The following is a 23,119-nucleotide window of genomic DNA, read 5'->3' on the forward strand; positions in this document are numbered from 1 at the left end:
CGTAAGCGCCGTGCCCACCTTCCAGCGGCTGTCGCGAAAGCGGTGGGCACGCTTCGCTTTGCCCTCCCTACGAGTTCTTCGATGATGATGCCGTGCCCTAAAAATTCACTCGGTTCGAAATCGCGCCGTCCACGACGAGATTGGACCCAGTGGTGAACCCTGACACCGGGCTTGCCAGAAACACCGCGGCGCTCGCGATCTCCTGCGGCGTCGCCATGCGGCCGGTCGGGTTGCGGCTCATCGCATCCTTGTAGCGCTCCGGCATGTTCTGCTCGATCATCTCCCAGACGCCGCCCTTGAAATAGACCGTGCCGGGCGAGACCACGTTGACCCGGATCTTCTTCTTGGCATATTGCCGCGCTAGTCCCTTGGCCATGTGGATCAGCGCCGCCTTGATCGGGCCGTAGGAGCTGGCGGTGTCCGCTTGCGCCGCGGAGATCGACGAGATGATGACGAAGGCGGCGTCGCCACTGCTGGCGCCGCCTGTCTCCAGGAACGGTCGCGCGGCATCGAAGGCATGCACCGCACCGAGCACGTCGAGCCGGAAATTCTGCTCCCAGGACGCGGGGTCGTGCCCTTGCGCCATCGCGCCGGCATTGGAGAACAGCATGTCGATGCCGCCGAGCTCCTTTGCGGCATTCTCGATCCAGGCTTTCAGCGCCGCGCCGTCGGTGACATCGACTGGACTGCCGGTCGCACGGATTCCGCTCGCCTTCAGCTCGGCCACGGTGGCCGCAACCTGATCGGCGTTGCGCGCGCAGATAGCGACATTGGCGCCTTCACCGGCAAGTGTCGCCGCGATCGCCCGCCCGATGCCGCGCGTGCCGCCGAGCACGATGGAGTTCTTTCCTTTGAGACCGAGATCCATTGTCTGGTTTTCCTTGTTGTTGGTGCCGGGAGTGTAGCTCTTTTGGGAGATATGCTGAACTCTCCAATTCGTCACTGCGAGCGCAGCGAAGCAATCCAAAAATGCATCCGCGGAAGCACTCTGGATTGCTTCGTCGCAAGGGCTCCTCGCAATGACGCGGAGAGAGGCGGGGCCCATTCACTCCAGCGCCGCTCCCACCGGCGGGCCGCCGGGCGGGCGGTGCAGGAAGGTCAGCGAGACGTAGGCGCCGACCCAGGAGCCGATCGCGGCGAACGCGACGTAGAAGGCGTTCTCGGTGTAGCTGATCACGGCGTAAGACGAGAGCAGGTACCAGATCGCGCTCCAGGTCGCGGCGGGCACGCGCTTGCGCGCGACCACGGCCGAGGTGAACATCACGTAGACCGCGTCCGTCGCCGCCGTCGCGACGAACACGGCACCCGCGGTGAGGGGATCGACGGCGGCCATTGCAATCCTTTCTGTGATCATGACATGGTCGCGAAAAGTACAGCAAACGAGCAGGGAGAGAAGCGGCCATGCAAAGCCCGGCCGATATTCTCAAGAGCATCTGGACCTCCGCAGGCGGCGAGGCCGCCGCGCTCGACCGCGTGCAGCTGACCGGTGAGGAGCCGCAGATCCCATCCTCCTTTCGCGTCGCCGTCGCCGGCCAGACGACGATCGCCGCCGCCGGCCTCGCCGCCGCGGAGATCTGGCGACTGCGCAGCGGTGAGGCGCAGGACGTCTCCGTCGACATGCGTCATGCGGTCGTCGAATGCCGATCCGAGCGCTATTTGCGCGTGGACGACAAGCCGCCGCCCCCGGCCTGGGACGCCATCGCCGGCGTCTACAGAACCGGCGACGGCCGCTTCGTCCGCTGCCACACCAATTTCCCGCATCACCGCGAGGCCGTCTGCAAGGTACTCGGCTGCGTGCCCGAGCGCGAGAAGGTGCAGGCGGCGCTCATGCAATGGAAAGGCGAGGATTTCGAGGCTGCGGCTTACGCCGCGGGCGGCGTCGTTGCCCTGATGCGCAGCTACGACGAATGGTCGGCGCTGCCGCAAGCGTGGGCGCTCGCCGAACTACCGCTGGTCTCGATCGAGAAGATCGGCGAGGCCCCGGCGAAACCGTGGCCCCTGGGATTGTCGAACAGCGATCGTCCGCTCGCGGGCCTGCGCGTGCTCGATCTCTCCCGCGTCATCGCGGGCCCTGTCGCAGGCCGCACGCTCGCTGCGCACGGCGCGGACGTGCTGCTCGTCTCAGGGCCCGAACTACCCGCCATCCCCTGGCTCACCATCGACACCGGCCGCGGCAAGCTTACCACCTTCATCGAACTGAAAAGCGAGGCGGGCAGGGCGCAATTGCGCGCCCTGTTGCAAGACACCGACGTCTTCTCGCAAGGCTACCGCCCGCGCGCGCTCGCCGCCCTCGGCTTCGCGCCGGAGGACGCAGCGCAAACCAATCCCGGCATCGTCTATGTCACGCTGTCGGCCTATGGCCATGCCGGTCCGTGGGCAGAGCGGCGCGGCTTCGATTCACTGGTGCAGACCGCGACCGGCTTCAACCAGGCGGAGGGACAGGCCGCCGGCATCGACGGTCCCAAGGAATTGCCGGCTCAGATGCTCGACCACGCCACCGGTTATCTGATGGCGTTCGGCGCCATGATGGCCAAAGTGCGCCAGGCTCGCGAAGGTGGCAGCTGGCACGTCCGCGTGTCGCTGGCGCAGACCGGACGCTGGCTGTGGAATCTCGGCCGGCTTGACGGCGGACTGGACACCCCGGATCTTACGGGGGAGGCCATACATGCTGCGTTCATCGAGAGCATGCCATCTGGCTTCGGCATGTTGAAGGCGGTGCGCCATTCGGCGGTGCTATCGACGACGCCGGCACAATGGAGTCGTCCGGCGATGCCGCTCGGCAGTCATCCGGCACAGTGGCCGGCGCGAAGCTGACATGAAGCTGACACATCGCGAAATTTTAACGTCGACCAAGAGGCGCCCAGCGTTTTTTAGGTTGTTTGAAATCGGAATTCAGCACTATTAGCGCGACCGATAAGGCAGTCATTTGCCGAGATCGTCGCAAACACGACCGGGCTCAATGGTGGTTGAAAATACCAAGCGATTGCAGGTGCTTACAAAACAACGGATGATCACCTCCGTAGTTTTACTAGCGCTCGCCGGTGCCGGGGCCTACGGCTTCCTGTATTCGGGATCTAAGGAAAAGAAACACTCCGAAATCTCGAGCCAATCGCGCAGGAATGCGCAGACCTTCACACCGACGCCGTCCGAATGGGCGACGCTGACGATCGAGCCGGTCAAGGCCAAGAGCTTCCGGGCCGAGTATGTCACCGAGGGCAAAGTCGCGGTCGACGAGGACCGTTCGACGCCGGTGTTCTCGCCCTATGCGGGCCGGGTCACCAAGCTGCTCGCCAAACCGGGTGAGATGCTGAAGCAAGGCCAACCGCTGTTCACGATCGAGGCCGCCGACACTGTGCAGGCTCAGAACGATTTCGTCGCGGCCATGACCTCGCAGAACAAGGCAAGGTCGGCGCTTGAGCTCTCCGACATCCAGTTCAAGCGCGCTAAGGACCTCTATGAGGGCCATGCCATTCCGCTGAAGGACTATCAGCAGGCGGAGGCGACCCAGGTTCAGGCGCAGAACGACATGCGCTCCTCGATGACGGCGCTAGAAGCGGCGCGCAACAAGCTGCGCATCCTCGGCTTCACCGACGAGACCATCAAGGCGTTCCAGGAAAAGGGCGTCATTAATCCGGAAATCACGATCTATTCGCCGATCGCGGGCACGGTCGTGCAGCGCAAGATCGGCCCTGGCCAGTACGTCAGTTCCGGTGCCAGCGATCCGGTCTTCGTGATCGGCGACCTCTCCACGGTCTGGCTCACCGCCTTCGTGCGCGAGAGTGATGCGGCCGCGGTGTGCATCGGTCAGGACATCACCGTCAACGTGATGGCGCTGCCCGGGCGGCCGCTGACCGCCAGGATCAACTACGTCGCCGCCGCGATCGATCCCAACACCCGCCGCCTCCTGGTCCGAGCCACCATCGACAACAAGGACGGCTTGCTCAAGCCGGAGATGTTCGCCAACGTCACGATCTACTCGGCCGGCGACCGTGCCGCGCCGGCGGTGCCGAAGCAGGCTTTGATCTATGAAGCCGACAAGGTCCGCATCTGGGTCGCGCGCGAGGACAAATCGGTCGAGCTGCGCCAGATCAAGATCGGCCTCATCAACGGCAACCTCGTCGAGGTCACTAGCAATCTGAAACCTGGCGAGCAGATCGTCACCAGGGGCAGCCTGTTCATCGACCGCGCGGCGTCCGGCAGCTGATCGACGACCCAAGAAAACTGAAGACCTGATGGATCGTCTCGTTGCCCTTGCCGTCAATCGGCGCTTTCTGATGGTCGGCATGTTCGTCGCCGTCATGATCGGCGGTCTGATCGCGTTCAACCAGCTCAACATCGAAGCCTATCCCGATCCGACCCCGCCGATGGTCGACATCGTGACGCAGAGTCCGGGCCTCTCGGCAGAGGAGATCGAGCGCTACATCACGATTCCGATCGAGACACAGGTCGCGGGCCTGAAGAACCTCACGATTATCCGCACAATCTCGCTCTACGGCCTCTCCGACGTCAAACTCCAGTTCTCCTTCGCCTATACCTATGACGAGGCGCTGCAGCAGGTGCTGAACCGGCTGGCGCAACTCGCGCCGCTGCCCGGCAACGTGCAGCCGCAGATATCGCCACTCAGTCCGGTCGGCGAAATCTTCAGGTATCGTCTCGTCGGACCGCCGAACTACAGCGTGCTTGACCTAAAGACCATCCAGGACTGGATCCTGCAGCGCCGCTTCCGCGCCGTGCCGGGCGTCATCGACGTCACCGGCTGGGGCGGCAGGAGCAAGACCTACGAGCTCCAGGTCGATTTCAACAAGCTGGTCGCCAACGGCTTGACGCTGCCGCAATTGCTCCAAGCGGTCGGCAATTCCAACGTCAATGTCGGCGGCAACACCGTCAATATCGGCCAGCAATCGGCGGTGGTGCGCGGCGTCGGCCTGATCCGCTCGATCGATGATCTCGCCAACACCATGGTGGCGCAGTCCGGCGGCAATCCGGTGCTGGTCAAGGACGTCGCCACCGTAACCGTTGGCCAGAAGCCACGTCTGGGCATTGCCGGCATCGACGATTCCGATGACATCGTGCAGGGCATCGTCCTGATGCGCCGCGGCGAGCAGAGCTCGCCGACCATCAAGCGCGTCCACCAACTCGTTCAAACCATCAACAACTCCAGCATCCTGCCGCCAGGCGTGCGCATCGAGCGGATCTACGACCGCGGAGACCTGATTGAGCTCACCACCCACACCGTGCTGCACAACATGGTGGTCGGCATTCTGCTCATCGTGCTGTTGCAGTGGATGTTCCTCGGTGACTTGCGCAGCGCGCTGATCGTCGGCGCCACCATTCCGTTCGCGCTTTTCTTCGCCGTTATCATCCTGGTGCTCCGCGGAGAATCGGCGAACCTGCTGTCCGTCGGCGCCATTGATTTTGGCTTGATTGTCGATGCTACCGTCATCATGGTGGAGGCGATCTTTCGACGCCTGACCCAGACCACGCCGATGTCGGAAGCCGAGCAGATGTCGCATGAGACGCTGTTCGGCATGAAGAGCCATGCCATCCTCAGCGCTGCGGCCGACGTTTCGCGCTCGATCTTCTTTGCAGCGGCCATCATCATCGCGGCCTTCCTGCCGCTGTTCACGCTGTCAGGCGTCGAGGGCAATATCTTCGGGCCGATGGCGCGCACCTACGCATATGCGCTTGCGGGCGGGCTGCTTGCGACGTTCACCGTCACCCCGGCGCTATCGGCGATCATCCTGCCCGCCCATGTCGAGGAAACCGAGACCAGGATCATGCAGATCCTGCACAGGCTTTACTCGCCGCTGCTGCATTGGGCGGTCGCCAATCGAAACATCGTGCTCGGCGGCGCCGTCGGCCTCGTGCTGATGACGGTTGCGCTCGGCCGGCTGCTGGGTCTCGAATTTTTGCCCAAACTGGAAGAGGGCAATCTCTGGATCCGCGCCACGCTGCCGCCGACCATCTCGCTCCAGGAAGGCAATTCTTACGTCAACGAGATGCGCAAGGTGATCCGCGCCCGGCCCGAGGTCGAGTCCGTGGTGTCGCAGCACGGCCGTCCCGACGACGGCACCGACGCCGCCGGCTTCTTCAACGCCGAGTTCTTCGCGCCGCTCAAGCCCGCGAGCCAGTGGCCCGGCACGCGCGACAAGGAAGAGCTGACCGCGCAACTGTTCAAGCAGCTCGACGACCGCTTCCCCGGCGTCGAGTTCAACTTCTCGCAATATCTCCAGGACAATGTCTCCGAAGCCGTTTCCGGCGTGAAGGGCGAGAACTCGATCAAGCTGTTCGGCAGCGACCTCCAGGCGCTGACCGACACCGCCAACAAGATCAAGTCGGTGCTGGCCACCGTGCAGGGCGTCACCGATCTTGCGGTGTTCACCTCGCTCGGGCAGCCGACTATCCAGATCGACATCGATCGTGCCAAGGCTGCGCGCTATGGTCTCGCCCCCGGCGACATCAACGCCACGATCAAGGTCGCAATCGGCGGCGACACTGCGGGCGATCTCTATGAGCCTGGCAGCGACCGCCACTTCCCGATCATCGTGCGCCTCGCGCCGGAATACCGCAGAAGCGCGGAGGCGATCCAGAATTTGCGGATCGGCGCGCCGGGACCGAACGGCACCGTCACGCAGATCCCCCTGAGCGAGGTCGCCAACATCAGCCTCGTCTCCGGCGCCGCCTACATCTATCGCGAGCAGCAGGAGCGCTATCTGCCGATCAAGTTCTCGGTACGCGAACGCGACCTCGGCAGCGCGATCCGCGAGGCGCAGCAAAAGATCGCCGAGCAGGTGCAGCTGCCCCCCGGCTCGCGCATGGAGTGGGTCGGCGAGTTCGGCAACCTCCAGGATGCGATCCGGCGGCTGTCGATCGTGGTGCCGATCTCGCTGGCGCTGATCGGCGTCCTGCTCTGGTTCAATTTTGGCTCGATGACCGACACGCTGCTCGCGATGAGCGTGATCCCGATGGCGATCTTCGGCGGCGTGCTGGGCCTTTTGATTTCCGGCACGGCCTTCAGCGTCTCCGCGGCGATCGGCTTCATCGCGCTGTTCGGCATCGCCGTCATGGACGGCATCATCATCCTGTCGCAGTTCAACCAGCTCATCGAGGAAGGCATGGACCGCATGAGCGCGGTGGTGCGTACCGGCGAATTGCAGCTTCGGCCGGTGCTGATGACCTGCGTCGTCGCCGGCGTCGGCCTGTTGCCGGCGGCGCTGTCGGACGGCATCGGCTCGCAGGTGCAGAAGCCGCTCGCGGTCGTGGTCGTCACCGGCATGATGCTGGCGCCGGTCGTGATCCTCGTGACCTTGCCGGTCCTGATCTCCTTTTTCTCCCGCCCGCGCGCTGATCGTCAGAACCCGTAGAGACGCGCCGGATTGTCGACCAGGATCTTCTTGCGCACGTCCGCATCTGGCGCCCATACTGGCAGCTGATTGAGCAGACGTCCGTCGTCGATCTGATAGAGCGGCGCGATGTCGGTGGGCTTGCGTCCCTCGACGCGGCTGGAATCGGGATGCGGCCAGTCGGTGCCCCAGACGATGCGATCCGCGTTCGCCGCGATCAGCGCCTTCGCGAAGGGCACCATGTCCTGATAGTCGGGTGCGAGCTTTGATGACCGGTAGGCGGCCGAAATCTTGACATAGGCCTTGCCGGATTTCACCAGCGCGACGAGATCGGAAAAGCCCGGCTGCTCCAGGCCCCGCGAGGCTTCGAGACCGCCAAAATGGTCGAACACGACGGGCACCGGCGCCGTCTCGACGAGGTCCTTGATCGCCGAGATCATGGCGAGCGTGGTGTAGAGTTGCACGTGCCAGCCGCGCGCCTTCATCCGTTCGACGGCGGCAGTGAAGCGCGGTCGGCCGACATTGGGGTCATTGACGCCGCCGGTCGCAAGATTGAGGCGGATGCCGCGGAATCCGTCCTGATGCATCGTGTCGAGTTGGGCCTCGGTGGTCTTGTCGTCGATCACGGCCACTCCGCGCGCGGTCGCGCCGCGTGCTTTCATGCCGAACAAGGTCGATGAATTATCGGTGCCGTAGACGCTTGGTGTCACGATCACCACTCGCTCGATATGCAGCGCCTTGTGCAGCGCGGCCATTTCTTCGGGGCTCGCCGGCTCCGGCGTGTAGACGCGCCCTGCGAAGAACGGAAACTTTTCGACATCGCCATGGATGTGGGTGTGGCAGTCGCAGGCATGCGCCGGGACATCGAAATTGATCGGCGTCTCAGGCTGCGCCGCACGGGCGTTGGCTCTGTTGGTCATGGCTACTCCGGCGGCAAGCGAGGCGAACAGGACGCCGCGTCGGCTGAGCATGGTTTCTCTCCCTGTAATACGATCTTTGGCAATAGGGCTGGGACAGTATCACATCAGCCCGGAAGCCGCTCCACTTCGCTGCATAGCTGCTCAACAAGGTCCGCAAGCGGGCGTGAGCCGTCAACACGCACGACCGGGTACGTCAAGACGGGCGAGCAGGGCAGCGCGCTGGAGATCCTGCGTCGCCGGCTGCTACTGCCCCGACGGCGTGCGCAAGCCGTGCCAGGCGTCGCGGACCTGGTGGTAGTGCACCTCGGGCAGGTAATCCGGCGTGTTCAGGTTCAACGTCTTGACATCGAGATGGCCGACCGCGCTGAGCAGCGTGTAGGAGGCGATGACGCGGTCGCGGTTGGCGCTGATGAGGCGCGCCTTGGCCTGGATCAAGTCGGCTTGCGAGTTCAGCACGTCGACCGTCGTACGTTGTCCGCCGGCGGCCTCACGCTGCACGCCCTGGAGCGCGACGGTAGCCGCCTTCACTTCGGACTCCGAGGCCGAGACCGTGATCTTGGCGCCTTCATTGGCAACCCAGGCGCTGACTGCGGCCGTACGCGCCTGGTTGCGCACCTGGTCGAGCACGAGCCGGCTCTGCGCCGTGATCTCCTTGGCCTGCCGGGTCTGCGCCGCGGCCTGGCCGCCGTCGTAGATCGGGGCGGTGACGTTGGCGACAATCGAGGCCTGATCCTCGGCGAAGGTGCCGAGCGTCGGGTCGTTGTTGCGGCTCTTGCTGGCGCTGCCCTGGATGCTGGCGCTCGGCAGCAGCGTGCCTTCGGCGATGCGGATGTTGGTGGAGGCGACGTCGACGTCGAAGCTTGCGGCCGTCACCGCCGGATGCTGCCGGATCGCCATCGTCATGGCATCCTCGCGGCTCTTCGGCAGATAGCGGTCGACGGCTTCGGCGGGCCGAAGCTGCGACGGCGCGTTGCCGATCACTTGCGTATAGGTTGCCTGGCTCACGGCGAGCGCGACTTCCGCCGCGTTGAGATCGGCAAGGCCGCGGTTGAGGCGCGCCTCGGCCTGGGCGGTGTCGGTCGGTGTGACATCACCGGCATTGAGGCGGCGCTGGGTCACGGCGAGTGTTTCGCGCAGGAAGGCGACGTTGGAGCGCTGCGCTTCGACCAGCGACTGGTTGGCGAGCACGTTGGTGTAGGCGGTGACCGCGTCGAGCAGCACGCCCTGGCCGACATTACGCAGCGCCTCGCGGCCCGACTGCACCTGGAGTTCGGCGGCGCGCACGCTGTTGGCGGTGCGGAAGCCGTTGAACAGGGTCTGCGTCACGGTGACGCCGATGATCCAGGGTTTTAGATTGGCGGTCTGGATGGTGTTGTCGGGCAGCAGATTGCGCACCGATTGCAGGCCGGCGCTGAGGCTGGCCACGATCTGCGGTCGATAGCCGGCAAGTGCCTGCGGCACGTTCTCGTCGGTCGCACGCTGCCGTGCGCGCTCGGCATTGAGCTGGGGGTTGGTCTGGTAGGCCTTGGCGAGCGCCTCTGGCAGGGCCTCGGCCCACGCTGGGGAGGAAAGGACGCACGAGAGCGCCAGCATGGTCCATGTCGCAAGCACGGGAGCCACGCCCGATCGATGCCGCGTCATCACGCGACCAGCTCTGGCGGTACGCCCAATCATGTAATCCCGCAAAATCCTGGCTGTCCGCCCCCGCCGACGGGGCCCTCTTAACTGTTTAACCAGCGCAGGTCCCGCAGGCAAACTGCCGCGGGGAAAACCCCCATGAAATCCGTGCTTGTTGCAGCTTCGTCACAGGGTTTCGGCGAGAACGCGGCAGAGCCTTACACCAGCCTGATGGACTTGTCCCTCACCGGTTCTTGTTCACCGGCTTGCGCTTCTCGATGAACGCGGCCATGCCCTCGGAGCGGTCTTCCAGCGCGAAAGTCGCGTGGAACAGGTTGCGTTCGACGCTCATACCCTCGGCGAGCGTGGTCTCGAAGGCGCGGTTCACCGCTTCCTTGGCCATCGCGGCGGCAGGGCGCGACATGGCCACGATCTTCTCGGCTGCCGCCATCACCTCGTCCATCAGCTTGTCGGCCGGCACGATGCGGCTGACGAGGCCTCCGCGCTCAGCCTCCGCCGCATCCATCATGCGGCCGGTGAGGCAGAGGTCCATCGCCTTCGATTTGCCGATTGCGCGCGTCAGGCGCTGGGTGCCGCCGATGCCTGGAATGGTGCCGAGCGTGATCTCGGGCTGGCCGAACTTGGCGGTATCGGCGGCGATGATGAAGTCGCACATCATGGCGAGCTCGCAGCCGCCGCCGAGCGCATAACCCGCGACTGCCGCAATGGTCGGCTTGCGGCAGCGCGCGACGCGGTCGCCGCCGATCGCGGCAAAATCCTCGGAGAACATGTCGATGAAGCCTTTCGGCTGCATCTCCTTGATGTCTGCGCCGGCGGCAAAGGCCTTCTCGCTGCCGGTCACGACGATGCAGCCGATGGCCTCATCGGCCTCGAGATCGTCGACGGCGGCCGCAATCTCGCGGAAGACGCCGAAAGAGAGCGCGTTGAGCATCTTCGGCCGATTCAGCTTGATGATGCCGACCGCGCCTTTGCTTTCGACGATGATGTGTTCGAACGTGCTCATGGTCCACCCACGCTTCTGATTGGGTGGGCAATGTGCCCGCTGGCGCGGTGGGCTTCAAGGGGCCGGACGCAGGACTCGCGGGGCCGTGCGTCCTGGCGGAACTGACGGTCAGGCCATGAACATGCGCGCAGCTGAGGCCAGCGTCAGAAACGTGCCGACACCGATGAAGATCTTGCCGATCAGGGAGCTCTGGTCCCAGGCCGAGCTCTGCTGGCTGCTTGCCATCACCGGCGTGGGGCGCGGCTGCGCTTCGGTTGCAGCGACCACGGCCTTCTGCGCCGGCGGGTTGTCCTGTTGCACGGCGCGGTCGATGTCGTTGAGCTGATCGGGGGCCACCACCTGGGTCTCGGCCGCGGTGTTATTGGCGGTGTCATCGGCCGCCGCCGCCTGGACGTTGTCGTTGGCACGGCCCGTCATCGCAGTGGCCGCAGCAGCGGTCGGCATATCGGTGGCGGTGAGCTGCGCATGCGCGTTGGCGACTTCCGGCGGCATCTGGCTTGAGGCCCTCCCGTCGATGCCGGCCTTGGCCTCGGAGGTATTTGCCGCAGCGTCCTTCTTGTCGGTCTTTTGCGCCGTCTTGCTGCTGGCGCGGCGCGACTCATGGTGCCGCTGCTTGCTCGGCTTGGCCGCGTCGGCCTGATTGCCTGCGCTGTCGGATTTGCTGCTTTCGGCTGAGTTCGGCGCCGCCTGTGCAACGCCGCCAAACACCAAGAAAAGCCCGGCCACAAGGATCAGGGCCGCGCGCCCGCTGGCTTTGATCATGTTGACGATCTCCCCAATTCCGCCCGTCCCAAGAACGAACAGAGACCCTGGGGCGTGACGACAGCGGGGCAGAAAATGGGATTCTTCGGGCTCCACAGGGCGAAAACGGGGCAAACCGCCCCTCGCCGCCGGCCGCCGGATGCGGGCCGGATTGATAGGTGTTATGAGGCGTCGCGGGCTCTTACGGCCGCAGCGGAGAGGAGGCTCGGCGTCGATCACGAGTTCGTGATCACGCGGGCGCAGGGGTAACAAATTGAAAGAGCGGCCGAATTGCATGGTGAGGGGCGCGCGTGCGCGGACGTGAGGATGAATGGACCGGCCTGATGCGGTCGGCCATGGCGGGCGATAATGCGGCGTATCATCGCCTGTTGAAGGCGGTTACGCCGGTGCTGCGCGCTGCTGCAAGACGTGGGCTGGCGCGGGCAGGCCAGTCTCCCGACCAAGCCGAGGATATCGTGCAGGAGATTTTGTTGGCGGTGCATCTGAAGCGGCACACCTGGGATAGCGAAGCCCCCTTCGCGCCTTGGCTGTTCGCGATCGCCCGCAACAAGCTGATCGATACGCTGCGGCGGCGCGGCAGGCGCGTCTTCGTCAACATCGACGATTTCGCCGAGACGCTGCCGGGCGCGGCGCCGCAGGAGACGGCTTCGGTGGGCGAGGTCGCCGCCCAGCTGAGCACCCTGCCGCAGCGCCAGCGCGACGTTTTGCAGTCGATCGCGGTCGAGGCCGCCTCGATCAAGGATACGGCGGCAAAGTTTGCGATGAGCGAAGGTGCGGTGCGGGTTGCGCTGCATCGTGGACTTGCTGCACTGACTGCCAAACTGCGGGACGACTAGGCATGGATACCGATCAACTCATTCGCTCGCTCGCGGCCGACAACGTTCATCGCGCGCCGCGCGTCGGCACCGTCCTGACCATGGCACTGCTGGTGGCCGCGCCGCTGTCGATCCTGATCTTCGCGACGTTCCTCGGTGTGCGTCCGGACATGATGAGTGCGATGCGCAACCCGTTCTTCGACATGAAGTTCGCGGTGACGCTGTCGCTCGCGATTCCCGCCATCATCGTCAGCCTGCATCTGTCGCGTCCCGAAGCCCTGCTGCGCGGCTGGGGCTGGCTCTTGCTGCTTCCCGTCGGACTGCTTGCTGTGGCGATCGGCAGTGAGGCGATGATGGCGCCGGCCATGCCGATGACGATGCGCTTGATGGGCAAGAACTCCAGGGTGTGCCTGTTTGCGATCCCCGCGATGGCGCTGCCGCTGCTTGCGGGAGCGCTGTTCGGCCTGCGCCACGGTGCGCCGTCGCGCCCGGCGCTCGCCGGCGCGCTCGCCGGGCTGTTGTCTGCCGGGCTGGCCGCGACGCTCTACGCTTCGCACTGCACCGACGATTCTCCGCTGTTCGTCGCGACCTGGTACACGCTCGCGACCGCGGTGGTGACCGCGATCGGCGCGGCAGTGGGCTCGAAAGTCCTGCGGTACTAGCGCGCCGGGCTTCACGACGCCGGCGTCGTGCTCTGCTGCATGCGGTAAAACCGCAGTACCTGCTGCGCGGTCGATGAGCGCAGGGCCTCGTAGGTGTCGCGCCGCGTCAGCGTGTCAGTCTGCGAGCCGCCGGAGAGCTTCTCGCGCATGGCGATGATGGCGCGCACGCTCGACCATGACATGCCCGCGATCTTGGCGAGGATCATCACGCCCTCGGTCCGGCTGTCGATCATTATGGTCTCGGCGGTCTCGATCGCGACGCCCGCGAGTGCTGCGAGTCCCGCATTGGTCTCGTCGAACTTGCCCTGCTCGGCGAAAGTGCTGACCTGAAATTCGTTGAGGCGACCGTCCTCGTGCAGCGACTTCACCAGCGCGCGCGCCGTCTCGGTCTGCCTGGTCGTGGCGGCGGCGCGGACCCGCTGGGCGGCTTCCTGGACGACGCTCGACACTTCCTCCGCGAGCCCGGGGTGTGCGGCCTCTAACTTCTTGCGCACGCTCAAGGAAGCCTTTGCAATCAGCTTCAAATAGTGATGACGCGGCAGGTCGGGTCGCAGACCGATGCAGGTGGCGAGGTCATCGTCGCGTTCGGCGCGGTTGACGAGGTCGGTGAGACTTCCCTCCGACAGGCGCGCGCCCGGATTGCTGACGGTCGACTGCACCACGTCCTCGTTGCCGCGCGTCACCAACACGTCGGTCAACGCCTCCGATAGCACCCGCCGCAGCGAGATCGCCTTGAGATGCGCCTGGCCTCTGCTTCGCGCGATCTCGATCAGTGTCGCTTCGTCCAGCCGTTCCGATTTCGACAGCACGGGGCCGGAGACTTCGATCACCTCGTCGAGCGCGAGCGTACGGATGATCTTGGGCGGCGCGGACGCGATCGGTGCGAGGCGGTCAGCGAGCAGCGCCCTGGCCGAAACCTCGATCTGCTCGATCAGGCACTGGAACACGTCGTCGAACACGCGGACGTGGTCGTCGGAATAATCCACCGCGTTGCCCACGAAGAGATCGGTGACGCGGCGCAGCGTCTCGACCCGGCGCGCAACGGTGCCGTGGGAGAGCGCCGCCTGCAATTCCTCGAGCAGGTTCTCGGATGACGTTGCGGATTTCGATCTCATGGCCCTGTCCTGGAGCGTTCGGTCCGGCGCCGTCTTCTCACGCGTCGGAAAAAAATGAATTGGTCAGTCCGTTATAACGCGGTTGCGCCCTTGCGCCTTGGCGGAATAGAGCGCGCGGTCGGCGCGCACGAGAAACGTGTCGGCAGTATCGTTGTCGCGCAGCGTCACGACGCCCGCGGAAATGGTCACGCGCATGCCCGGAGAAAATGCATTCCAGTCGAGATCGGCGACGATTTGGCGCAAGCGGTCGAGCATGCGCGATGCCGCCCCGCCATCCGCTCCGGGCAGCAGCAGCAGAAATTCCTCGCCGCCGTAGCGGCCGAAGCAGTCGGCCGGGCCGATGTTGGCAAAAATGGTGATGGCGAAGGTGCGCAGCACCTCGTCGCCGATGGGATGGCCGTGGGCATCGTTGATGCGCTTGAACCAGTCGAGATCGATCAGCGCGATCGCGCAAGGCGTTGATGCCTGCCGTGACTCTTCGATCGCGGTGTCGAGAAGCCGCATGATGCAGCGGCGATTGTAGGAGCCAGTGAGTTCGTCGAGCTCGGCCAGCTCCTCGATGCGCTGATAGGCGGCCTTCAGCTCGATGCTGCGCCGGTACAGGATCTTGCGCAGCGTTGCGCCAAACAGGCCGAGGGTGGCGCACTGGCCGATCACCAGCACGAAGCACAGCATCGAGGCGGTCCGCTGCAACCGGGTCGTAACCGGCAGGCCGATCGGCAGGTCCGAGCCCAGAAAGACCACGACGAGCCCGCAGGTGGTAAGACCCCAGGTGACCATCGCCTGGCTCGACGTCATCCGCAGCGTACCAAACGCGAAGATCAGAAACAGCACGGCAAGGAAGGCGACCCCGACCGTCGGTACCGCGAGCAGGAACACCACTTGCAGCGCCGTATGCGCAGATATCTGGAAGACGGTGAGGTAATGATCTTCGAACCGATCACCGAAGCCGGCTTCCGACAGCACGGTGAACGTACCGATGATCAGGAGGCCGCCGAGCCAAAACAGCGACGGCACGCCCATGGAGATCGCGCCGTCATAGGCGTACAGCAGCAGGACCGAGGCCCCGAGCGAGTAGCTCGCGACCTGGCCGATATACATCTGGCGGCGCTGCCGGGCCCGGCGCGCCACGACTTCCGGAGCCGCCGCTTCGCGCGCGAAGACGAGATCCGCGACTTCAGCGGCATTCCTCTCCGGAAAGGACGTCGCGGCCGTGTTCATTATCCTGCCGATGGTGGATGTCAGCCCAAAAATCTACGTGGCAAGCCTTTAGGTTTGGTATCCTTCGGAACCGAATCCGTGTGGGGCGTTCCGGTCATGGAACATCGGTGGCAGGGACATCTGCCGGCGATGAGGCAGGGCGATGCGGTCGAGCCAAAACGGGGGGTCGTGAGACATATGGCGTGCAGAACTGCTATGGATCCAGACTTGGCCGCGCTGGCTGTGCTGGACCGGCTTTCTGCTGAGGACATATTTCAGTACTATGCTACCGATCTGGACCGAAATGGCCGACCGCCACGGGCGAATATGAAGAATGCACGTATGTGGGGTAGATCACACAGGCTCGCGTATGACTGCGGTAAGTTGAAGAATTTCGCCTTTTCGGTCGAACCGTCCGCCGCATCGACCCGACCAATCTTGCGAGACGGCCTTTGAGCGTGACACAGGCGGCTTCGGACGAGGTCCTCATCGCCAGGATCGCTCAAGGCGACCGGCTCGCCATGCAGGTGCTGTACGGGCGGCACCATGTCAGGGTTTACAGGTTCGGGCTCAGGCTCGTGCGGAACGAGCAGGCGGCGGAAGACCTCATCAGCGAGGTGTTTCTCGACGTCTGGCGTCAAGCCGGCAAGTTCGAGGGTCGATCCGCCGTTTCCACCTGGCTGCTGGCAATCACCCGATTCAAGGCCCTGTCTGCGCTTCGGCGCAGGAAGGATTTTGAGTTGGACGAAGAGGCCGCCAACGCGATCGAGGATACGTCCGACGATCCAGAAACGCTGGTGCAGAAGAAGGATACCAGTGAGGCGTTGCGGGAGTGTCTGACGGGTCTCTCGCCGGAACACCGGGAAATCGTCGATCTCGTCTACTACCACGAGAAGTCCGTGGAAGAAGTGGCCGAGATCGTCGGGATACCGGAGAACACTGTGAAGACGCGCTTGTTCTATGCGCGCAAGAAATTGGCCGAACTGCTGAAGGCAGCCGGCGTTGAGCGAGGCTGGCCATGATGGCGTTGAGCAAGAAGATGCTGGAGCAAGAGCCCAGTGAAATTGAACTGCTGCTGCCCTGGCACGCCGCCGGCACGCTGAACGCGCGCGATGCCCGCCGCGTCGAGGAAGCCCTGGCGCGCGATCCGGAGCTCGCGAAGCAATATGCCGCGATCCGCGGCGAGTACGAAGAGACCATCCATCTGAACGAGAGCCTGGGGGCTCCGTCCGCGCGCGCGCTGCAGAAGCTGTTCGCCGCGATCGATGCCGAGCCGGCGCGGGCGACCGGTTCGCTGCCGCTGTCGGCGCGCATTTCGACCTTCTTCGCGAGCTTGTCGCCGCGGACGCTGGCCTGGTCGGCGAGCCTCGGCGCCGTCGCGCTCGTGCTGCAAGCCGGAATCATCGGCGCCGTGCTGATCAAGAACCAGCCGGCGACCTTCCAGACGGCTTCGCTCTCGACCAGCGCGCCGATCACACGCGAGCTTGGAAGCACGGCCGCGCCGGCGCGTGCGCTGGTGCGCTTCACTCCCGAGGCGCGCATCGCCGACATCACCGCGCTGCTCGACAGCTATCAGGCGTCGATCATCGACGGAGCCAAGGGCGGCATGTTCCGCCTCCAATTCAACAAGGCGATGAGCCAGGACGAGCTCGCCTCGCTGCTCGGCAAGATGCAGCGCGAGAAGTTCGTCAATCTGGCCGTCGCGACCCCCTGACCGCGCCGCTGAACCGATGACGCGCCAGTCGGAGAGCAGGGTACACGCCGGGGCCTACGTTTCGTCGGTCGGAGCCGCGCTGCTGCTCACAGCCTGTCTCGGCGTCGAGGTTGCGCAGGCGCAGGCGATCATGCGTACGCCCACGATCAGCGTTCCCTCGCGCACGCCGACCATCTCTCCGAGCATTGCCCCGCGTGTAAGCCCCGGTGTCGCGGCGCGCGCGGTCAGCGTCGGCCGCGGCCCGCGGACGATCGCGGCCATCCCCCACACCACGTCGTCCCGCATACGGCCGACGCCGGTAATGCCCTATGCGCGCTATTCGCCGAACCTCTATCCGGCCTGCACCGCACCCTATCGCGATGCCGGGGGCGAATGCCTGGCGCAGCCGAACGCAGGCGGCGAGGGCGGTGGAAAATCAGTCAAGAAGAGCGCCGGCAAGGGGCGTGGCAACAGCACGCCGGCCGCGGTCACCTCGCGCAGCTTCGCCAAGGAGCTCATCGCCGAGATCGACGGTGCGCTCTCGCCGGCCGAGGCCGACGAACTCGCCCGTCGCCACGGCTTGACGCGCGTTGCCTCCGAGAATTTCCCGCTGATCGGCGCCACTTTCGGCCTGTTCCGCATCACCGATGGCCGGGCATACGAGACGGTGCGGCGCGAACTCGCGGCCGAGGGCAGTGTGCGCTCGCTTCAGCCGAACTTCCGTTATGTGCTCCAGGACCAGAAACCGTCGGGGCCGACCGAAGGCGATCCTGCGCAATATGCACTGACAAAGCTCCGCCTGCCGCAGGCGCATACGCTGGCGCACGGCGCCAACGTCACGGTTGCCGTGATCGATTCCGGGATCGACGCCAGCCATCCCGAACTCGCTGATTCCATCGCCGACAATTTCGATGCGCTCGGCACCACCGAGGGACCGCATGTTCACGGCACTGGCATCGCGGGTGCCATCGTCGCGCATGGCCGGCTGATGGGCAGCGCGCCCGAGGCGCGCATCATCGCGATCCGCGCCTTCGGCGGCCCTGCGGGCGGGGCCGAGAGCTCGTCCTACATCATCCTGCGCTCGCTGAACTATGCTGCCGAGCACGGCGCGCAGATCGTCAATATGAGCTTTGCGGGCCCCAAGGACGCCCTGATCGAGCGGGCCATCGCCGCGAGCGCCGCGCGTGGCCTCGTGCTGATCGCGGCCGCCGGCAATGCCGGGGCCAAATCGCCGCCGCTCTATCCCGCCGCCAATCCCAACGTGATCGCGGTCAGTGCGACCGACCAGCAGGACCGGCTGTTCACCGCCTCCAATCGCGGCAACTACATCGCGGTCGCAGCTCCCGGCGTCGACATCTTCCTGCCGGCGCCTGACGGCAAATACCAGATGACGTCCGGAACCTCCTTCTCCGCCGCCTATGTCTCCGGCGTCGCGGCGCTGCTGCTCGAGCGCAACCATGCCTTGAAGCCGGAAGCGCTGCGCACGACGCTGGCGAAGACCGCGCGCGACCTCGGTTCACCCGGCCGTGATGATCTGTTCGGCGACGGCGAGGCCGATGCGTTTGCCGCGGTCATGGCCGTTCCGGCCGACAGTGCGACGCCGGTTGCGGCGGCATCCGGTACAACAAAACGTGAAGATGCCGGGAAGCGTCCCGACGAGCCCGGCATCCGCGCCATCGAGCAACCCTCGTTGTCGAGCGCAGACGAAAAATCCGCGATTTCTCAGGCGGATAGGCCGGCGCCGCGGTAGCGGCTGCGACAAGACGCGCGCGCCCGCCGAAGGTCAAAAAAGCGAATGCCGCGTTGAACGTTCAGCCAGCTGCCACGACCAAATTATGTGGGAGCGGTCATCCCTCCCCATCGGTCATATCAGGCGCGAGCGCCCATCCACCCCAAGCGCCCATATGGCTCGACCCGTCCGGTTGTCCCCCCGGACGGGTCTTTTCTTTGTGGGCATCCAATTTTAAAGCCTCGCGATCGTTCAGCTTCCGGTTGAAGGACCGCACCCGCGTCCGCCGCGTCGCTCGCGCGGCACGCCGCAAGCCGGTCATGCTTGTGCGAAGCTTGACTCGAAAACATAGCAAATCTCCGCACGATTACGGTGCTCGATGGCGGACGCGGTGTCGTTGCTGGACAAGTCAAAACTTTTCCACAAAATAATCATGTCGCGTCTAAATTGATTCGTGTGCGTTGCGTCCCTGCGTCCGTGTTTTCTCCTGACGGGCTGGTTCATGACACATCGCCAAGAAGTCGTTCGCGACGTGGCCGTTAGCCGCGACATTGCGGCACGCTGGTGCGCTCTCGCGGAGCAGCGGCTGCAACATCTCTCCGAAATGTTCGAGACCGGACGCTGGCGCCGCTACCACTCCGAGATCGCATTTCTCGAAAATATCCAGGAGGCCAAGCGTGCGGTCCAGACCTGGCGCGCCCTTGCAACGGGCGCGGACGTCGCTGCGGCAGCCGCCAGCGTGACGCCCGCCTTCGGCTGGTCGCCGGCAACGATGCCGCGCGTATTTCCGCGCGACCAACAGGCGCAGACCGTGCAGCCGAAGGCCGTCCACATCGCGCCCGAGACCGCGGTGCCGGTCAGGCTCGATCCCACGCCGGACGTTCTCGCCGACGTTACCGAAGCCCCGATCGCACCGCTCTCCGCGCCACCCGCGATGGCATCGCGCACGGCACCTGCCGTTATGGCGCCGGCCACGGCGGCAACGCTACTGCCGCAATTCTCCCCACCTCCCGCCGAAATCGTCGCCGCCCCCGAGCGCGTCGTCGAATTCACCTTCAGCCTCGATGGCCTGGAGGCCAAATACCCGCTGCTGCGCAACGCGTTCTAACGCCGCACCGCATTCCCGCCGACCACCACCTGCGCGAACCGCTGCGCACCGTCGGCTGACAGGTCGGACGTCACGGCGCGCGCGTGGTCCAGCCCGACCACGGCGCCGCGCGGGGTCTCCGAGATCATGTTGTTGTTGACGAGCGCGGTGCCGGCACCGGGCATCACGGAGACGCCGATGCCTGCCAGCGCCTTGCGGATCACGTTGCCGGTGATGGCGACGTCGCGCAGATACTTGCCCCAGCCCGCGACGATGCCGTAGGACGGCGCGTTCTCGATCACGTTGCCGGTCACCGAGGAATCCGCCTCGATATAAATGCCGACGCCGGCATCGTCGTCCGGCGCGGTGCCGATCGGCCGTTTCGGGATCAGGTTGCGGATGATGTTGCCCTGGACCACGGCGATGCGGCCACCCTCGTTGAAATTGCAGACGGAGACACCGACGGCGGCGCCATCGACAATGTTGTTGGCAATCACCGCGGCCTCGAACGCGAACTCCGAATAGAGCGCGACCTCGCGCACGTCGCTGACGCTGTTGCCGGTGATATGGATGTTCGAGGCGGAGTTGCCACGCACGGCGGAGTAATCGCAATTCCTGATGCGGTTGCCGCGCACGATCACGTTGCCGGCGCGAAAGGCATTGATGGCGTTGCCGTACTGGCCGGAGCCGCCGGGGCCGGCCTTGATGTCCTCGATGCGGTTGTCAGCGACCAGCGTGCCGTCGTCGCCGATCGCGGTGCGCAGGATCTCGATGCCGTTATCGTTGGTGCCGGTGATGGTGTTGCGGGAGACGCTGAGGCCCCGGGCATCGAACGAGACGACCGCCGTCGCTGCGACATTGGAGAAGATGTTACCGGAGATGTCGCCTGAGACCTGCTCGAGCCAAATGCCGCTGCCGCCGGAGCCGATCATCATGCAATCGGGTGCGGACGTCGCGGCCGCCGAGGACGTGGATCAGGCCGCGCCGCGTCGGCAGCGGAATGTTGCCACCATCGAACGTGATGCCGGTGAGGCCGATGGAGTCAGCGCCGTCGCTCTGGATCGCCGACGCGCCCCCAGTGAAGACGAATTTCGTCGCACCGCGCACGCCGATCAGCTGCGCGCCGCTCGGTAGCCGTAATAGTCCAGTGCGGTAGATGCCGGGCGGCAAGGCGAGCGGCATCTGCGTCCGCGCGCTCTCATCGATCGCACGTTGGAGCGCGCGGGTCTGGTCCTCGCTGGCGCCGGGCCGCACACCGTATTGCGTGGCGTCGCGGCCGAGCAGGGACGTCAGCGGCGCCGCGCGCGCAGCATCGGCCGGCACGGCGAGCGCGCCGGCGATGCCCGCGGTCGAGGCTCCGATGAGGTGACGGCGATTGAGGTCCATGACGCGTCCTCCGGCGGACGCGGGACGTGTCCGCGGGGACTAGGTAGCTCAGGACGGCCGGTGGCGTGAGGATTGTTCGCGGTAGGGTTAAATGTTTACGTAAGCAAGGTGCGGTAGGGGTTACGGCCCCAGCGTGTTCCGTTCCTTCCGCGCCAATCGCACCATCTCCATCAGCATCGCTTCGCCCGCATCCACCAGTTCCTCCAGCGTGATCCGGGGTGCGCCCTTGCGGCGCACCGCGCCGCTGCGCGCGAGCAGCGGGATGTGGATGAACGCCGCAAGCCTGGGCCCGCCCGCTCTCACATTCTCGATCGCGCGCCAGCTCAGATAGTTGCAGAGGTAGGCGCCGGCATCGCGCGAGGCGCGCGCATCGATGCCGGTGAGGCGTGCGGCGCGCAGCAGCCTTGCGGTGTGCGGACCGAACGTCATCGCGTCCGCATCGCCGGCGATGCCGCGCTTGCTCGAGCGGGTGTTGGCGGCATCCGGCCAGAGCATGGTGACCGCATTGCGGGCGCGGGTCTCGATGCGCAAGTAAGGCGTGCGTGCGGCGAGGCCGAACATCAGAAGTGCATCCGGCTTCACCTTCGCGAGCACGTCAGGCAATTGCCGGTCGACCGCAGCATAGGTGACCGGGAAGATGTGGCTTGCGATCGCAACATTATCGAGCGCCGGGCGGCGCAGCTGCGCCAGCCGCGCTATCAGCGGCTGGGTCGGGTTAAACGGCGCGCCGGGAAACGGCCCGAAGCCGGTGAGGAGAATGCGGAGCCTTTCGCTCATTGCAGCAACTCCAGCATCTGCTCCGCGGCGAGGGCCGGCGTGAGATGGCCGTCGGCGACCTCGGCCTCGATCTTCCGGACCTTGGTCCGCACCGACGCCTCGCTGCGCAGCCGCGCCAGTATGCGCTGCTCCAGCATCGACCACATCCATTTCACCTGCTGATCGCGCCGCCGCGCGGCAAACTCGCCGGATGCGCTCATCGCCTTGCGGTGATCAAGGATCCTCTGCCAAATTCTCGCGATTCCGTCGCCGGTGAGCGCCGAATAGGTCTCGACCGGTGGGTGCCAATGCTCGGACCGCGGCGCGAGGATGTGCAGCGCGCCGCGGTAGTCAGCGGCCGTGATCTTGGCGCGCTTGAGGTTGTCGCCGTCGGCCTTGTTGATGGCGATCATGTCGGCGAGCTCGACCAGGCCCTTCTTGATCCCTTGCAGTTCGTCGCCGCCGCCCGGCAGCATAAGTGCGAGGAAGAAATCGGTCATGTCGCAGACCGCCGTCTCGGATTGGCCGATGCCGACGGTCTCGACCAGCACGACGCCGAAGCCTGCGGCTTCGCAAATCAGCATTGCCTCGCGTGTCTTGGCCGCGACGCCCCCGAGCGTGCCCGAAGACGGCGAGGGGCGGATGAAGGCATCGGTGGAGGCCGACAGCCGCGCCATCCGGGTCTTGTCGCCGAGGATCGAGCCGCCGCTGCGCGCTGAGGACGGATCGACCGCGAGCACTGCGACCTTGTGGCCTTGTTCGATCAGATACGTGCCGAGCGCGTCGATCGTGGTGGACTTGCCGACGCCCGGAGAGCCGGTGATGCCGACGCGCACCGCCTTGCCGGTGTCGGGCAGCAGCATCTGCACCAGTTCGCGCGCCAGCGCCTGATGGTCGGAGCGCCGGCTCTCCACCAGCGTGATAGCCCGCGCCAGCGCCGCGCGGCTGCCGGCGCGCACGTCGCGGGCGAGGGATTGGGTGTCCGGCGAGGCCTTCTTCTCAGTCATGCC

Annotated in this window: 19 protein-coding genes and 1 pseudogene; 9 read left to right on the forward strand and 11 right to left on the reverse strand. The window is 65.4% G+C overall.

What is annotated here, in order from left to right; translation table 11 throughout:
• Positions 1-97 precede the first annotated feature (97 nt).
• Together IVB01_RS23680 and IVB01_RS23685 are read right to left on the reverse strand one after the other, a co-directional pair.
• The gene (locus IVB01_RS23680; protein ID WP_247276676.1) at positions 98-868 is read right to left on the reverse strand and encodes an SDR family oxidoreductase; all 771 of its coding nucleotides are present in this window, start codon (positions 866-868) and stop codon (positions 98-100) included.
• Between the two features lie 177 nt (positions 869-1,045).
• Positions 1,046-1,333 (reverse strand): hypothetical protein, encoded by a 288-nt coding sequence (locus tag IVB01_RS23685; RefSeq protein ID WP_247276692.1) that lies wholly within the window; start codon positions 1,331-1,333, stop codon positions 1,046-1,048.
• A gap of 68 nt (positions 1,334-1,401) precedes the next feature.
• Between IVB01_RS23685 and IVB01_RS23690 the strand changes: the two genes are divergently transcribed.
• From IVB01_RS23690 to IVB01_RS23700, 3 genes are all read left to right on the forward strand, one after another.
• Entirely contained in the window at positions 1,402-2,814 is a 1,413-nt protein-coding gene (locus tag IVB01_RS23690) for a CoA transferase (RefSeq protein ID WP_247276675.1), read from the forward strand.
• A gap of 145 nt (positions 2,815-2,959) precedes the next feature.
• On the forward strand, positions 2,960-4,204 hold the full coding sequence (locus IVB01_RS23695; protein ID WP_247419285.1) for an efflux RND transporter periplasmic adaptor subunit: 1,245 nt from the start codon (positions 2,960-2,962) through the stop codon (positions 4,202-4,204).
• Between the two features lie 28 nt (positions 4,205-4,232).
• Positions 4,233-7,364 (forward strand): CusA/CzcA family heavy metal efflux RND transporter, encoded by a 3,132-nt coding sequence (locus IVB01_RS23700; protein ID WP_247276673.1) that lies wholly within the window; start codon positions 4,233-4,235, stop codon positions 7,362-7,364.
• Here the strand turns inward: IVB01_RS23700 and IVB01_RS23705 are convergent.
• The 4 genes from IVB01_RS23705 to IVB01_RS23720 form a co-directional block, all read right to left on the reverse strand.
• The gene (locus IVB01_RS23705; RefSeq protein WP_247276672.1) at positions 7,352-8,314 is read right to left on the reverse strand and encodes an amidohydrolase family protein; all 963 of its coding nucleotides are present in this window, start codon (positions 8,312-8,314) and stop codon (positions 7,352-7,354) included. The two genes, IVB01_RS23700 and IVB01_RS23705, sit on opposite strands and share 13 nt — an antisense overlap.
• A 192-nt stretch (positions 8,315-8,506) precedes the next feature.
• Positions 8,507-9,856, reverse strand: a complete 1,350-nt coding sequence (locus IVB01_RS23710) for a TolC family outer membrane protein (protein ID WP_346015545.1) — start codon at positions 9,854-9,856, stop codon at positions 8,507-8,509.
• A 268-nt stretch (positions 9,857-10,124) separates the two neighbouring features.
• Positions 10,125-10,904: an enoyl-CoA hydratase gene (locus tag IVB01_RS23715; RefSeq protein WP_247276671.1), complete on the reverse strand. Its 780-nt coding sequence runs from the start codon at positions 10,902-10,904 to the stop codon at positions 10,125-10,127.
• A gap of 108 nt (positions 10,905-11,012) precedes the next feature.
• The gene (locus IVB01_RS23720; RefSeq protein ID WP_247276670.1) at positions 11,013-11,666 is read right to left on the reverse strand and encodes a hypothetical protein; all 654 of its coding nucleotides are present in this window, start codon (positions 11,664-11,666) and stop codon (positions 11,013-11,015) included.
• Positions 11,667-11,956: 290 nt separating this feature from the next.
• Between IVB01_RS23720 and IVB01_RS23725 the strand changes: the two genes are divergently transcribed.
• On the forward strand, positions 11,957-12,502 hold the full coding sequence (locus IVB01_RS23725) for a sigma-70 family RNA polymerase sigma factor (RefSeq protein WP_247494927.1): 546 nt from the start codon (positions 11,957-11,959) through the stop codon (positions 12,500-12,502).
• Between the two features lie 2 nt (positions 12,503-12,504).
• Complete coding sequence (locus tag IVB01_RS23730) at positions 12,505-13,143, forward strand: DUF1109 domain-containing protein (RefSeq protein ID WP_247276668.1); 639 nt, start codon at positions 12,505-12,507, stop codon at positions 13,141-13,143.
• An 11-nt stretch (positions 13,144-13,154) separates the two neighbouring features.
• Here IVB01_RS23730 and IVB01_RS23735 read toward each other — a convergent pair whose 3' ends face one another.
• Positions 13,155-14,258, reverse strand: coding sequence for a DUF2336 domain-containing protein (locus IVB01_RS23735; protein WP_247276667.1), 1,104 nt, complete (start codon positions 14,256-14,258; stop codon positions 13,155-13,157).
• Between the two features lie 63 nt (positions 14,259-14,321).
• Positions 14,322-15,479 carry a GGDEF domain-containing protein gene (locus tag IVB01_RS23740; protein ID WP_247276666.1) on the reverse strand — a complete coding sequence of 386 codons (1,158 nt, stop codon included), beginning with the start codon at positions 15,477-15,479 and terminating at the stop codon, positions 14,322-14,324.
• Between the two features lie 431 nt (positions 15,480-15,910).
• On the opposite strand from IVB01_RS23740, the gene IVB01_RS23745 reads away from it, so the two are divergent.
• From IVB01_RS23745 to IVB01_RS23760, 4 genes are all read left to right on the forward strand, one after another.
• Complete coding sequence (locus IVB01_RS23745; RefSeq protein WP_247276665.1) at positions 15,911-16,480, forward strand: sigma-70 family RNA polymerase sigma factor; 570 nt, start codon at positions 15,911-15,913, stop codon at positions 16,478-16,480.
• A complete protein-coding gene (locus IVB01_RS23750; protein ID WP_247276664.1) occupies positions 16,477-17,172 on the forward strand; it encodes a hypothetical protein in 696 nt (231 codons plus the stop codon). Before IVB01_RS23745 ends, IVB01_RS23750 begins: the two co-directional genes overlap by 4 nt.
• A gap of 16 nt (positions 17,173-17,188) precedes the next feature.
• Complete coding sequence (locus IVB01_RS23755) at positions 17,189-18,901, forward strand: S8 family serine peptidase (RefSeq protein ID WP_247276663.1); 1,713 nt, start codon at positions 17,189-17,191, stop codon at positions 18,899-18,901.
• A gap of 511 nt (positions 18,902-19,412) precedes the next feature.
• Complete coding sequence (locus IVB01_RS23760; RefSeq protein ID WP_247276690.1) at positions 19,413-19,988, forward strand: TIGR03809 family protein; 576 nt, start codon at positions 19,413-19,415, stop codon at positions 19,986-19,988.
• Here the strand turns inward: IVB01_RS23760 and IVB01_RS23765 are convergent.
• The 3 genes and pseudogenes from IVB01_RS23765 to meaB all read right to left on the reverse strand — a co-directional run bounded on the left by IVB01_RS23765 (position 19,985) and on the right by meaB (position 23,116).
• A pseudogene (locus IVB01_RS23765) lies at positions 19,985-21,353 on the reverse strand (TIGR03808 family TAT-translocated repetitive protein). The gene IVB01_RS23760 and the pseudogene IVB01_RS23765 sit on opposite strands and share 4 nt — an antisense overlap.
• Before the next feature lie 120 nt (positions 21,354-21,473).
• A complete protein-coding gene (locus IVB01_RS23770) occupies positions 21,474-22,130 on the reverse strand; it encodes a pyroglutamyl-peptidase I (RefSeq protein ID WP_247276661.1) in 657 nt (218 codons plus the stop codon).
• Positions 22,127-23,116 (reverse strand): methylmalonyl Co-A mutase-associated GTPase MeaB, encoded by a 990-nt coding sequence (gene meaB, locus IVB01_RS23775; protein WP_247494928.1) that lies wholly within the window; start codon positions 23,114-23,116, stop codon positions 22,127-22,129. The genes IVB01_RS23770 and meaB overlap by 4 nt, the downstream gene beginning before the upstream one ends.
• Positions 23,117-23,119 lie beyond the last annotated feature (3 nt).

This window comes from Bradyrhizobium sp. 164, assembly GCF_023073715.1.
Taxonomy (GTDB): Bacteria; Pseudomonadota; Alphaproteobacteria; order Rhizobiales; family Xanthobacteraceae; genus Bradyrhizobium.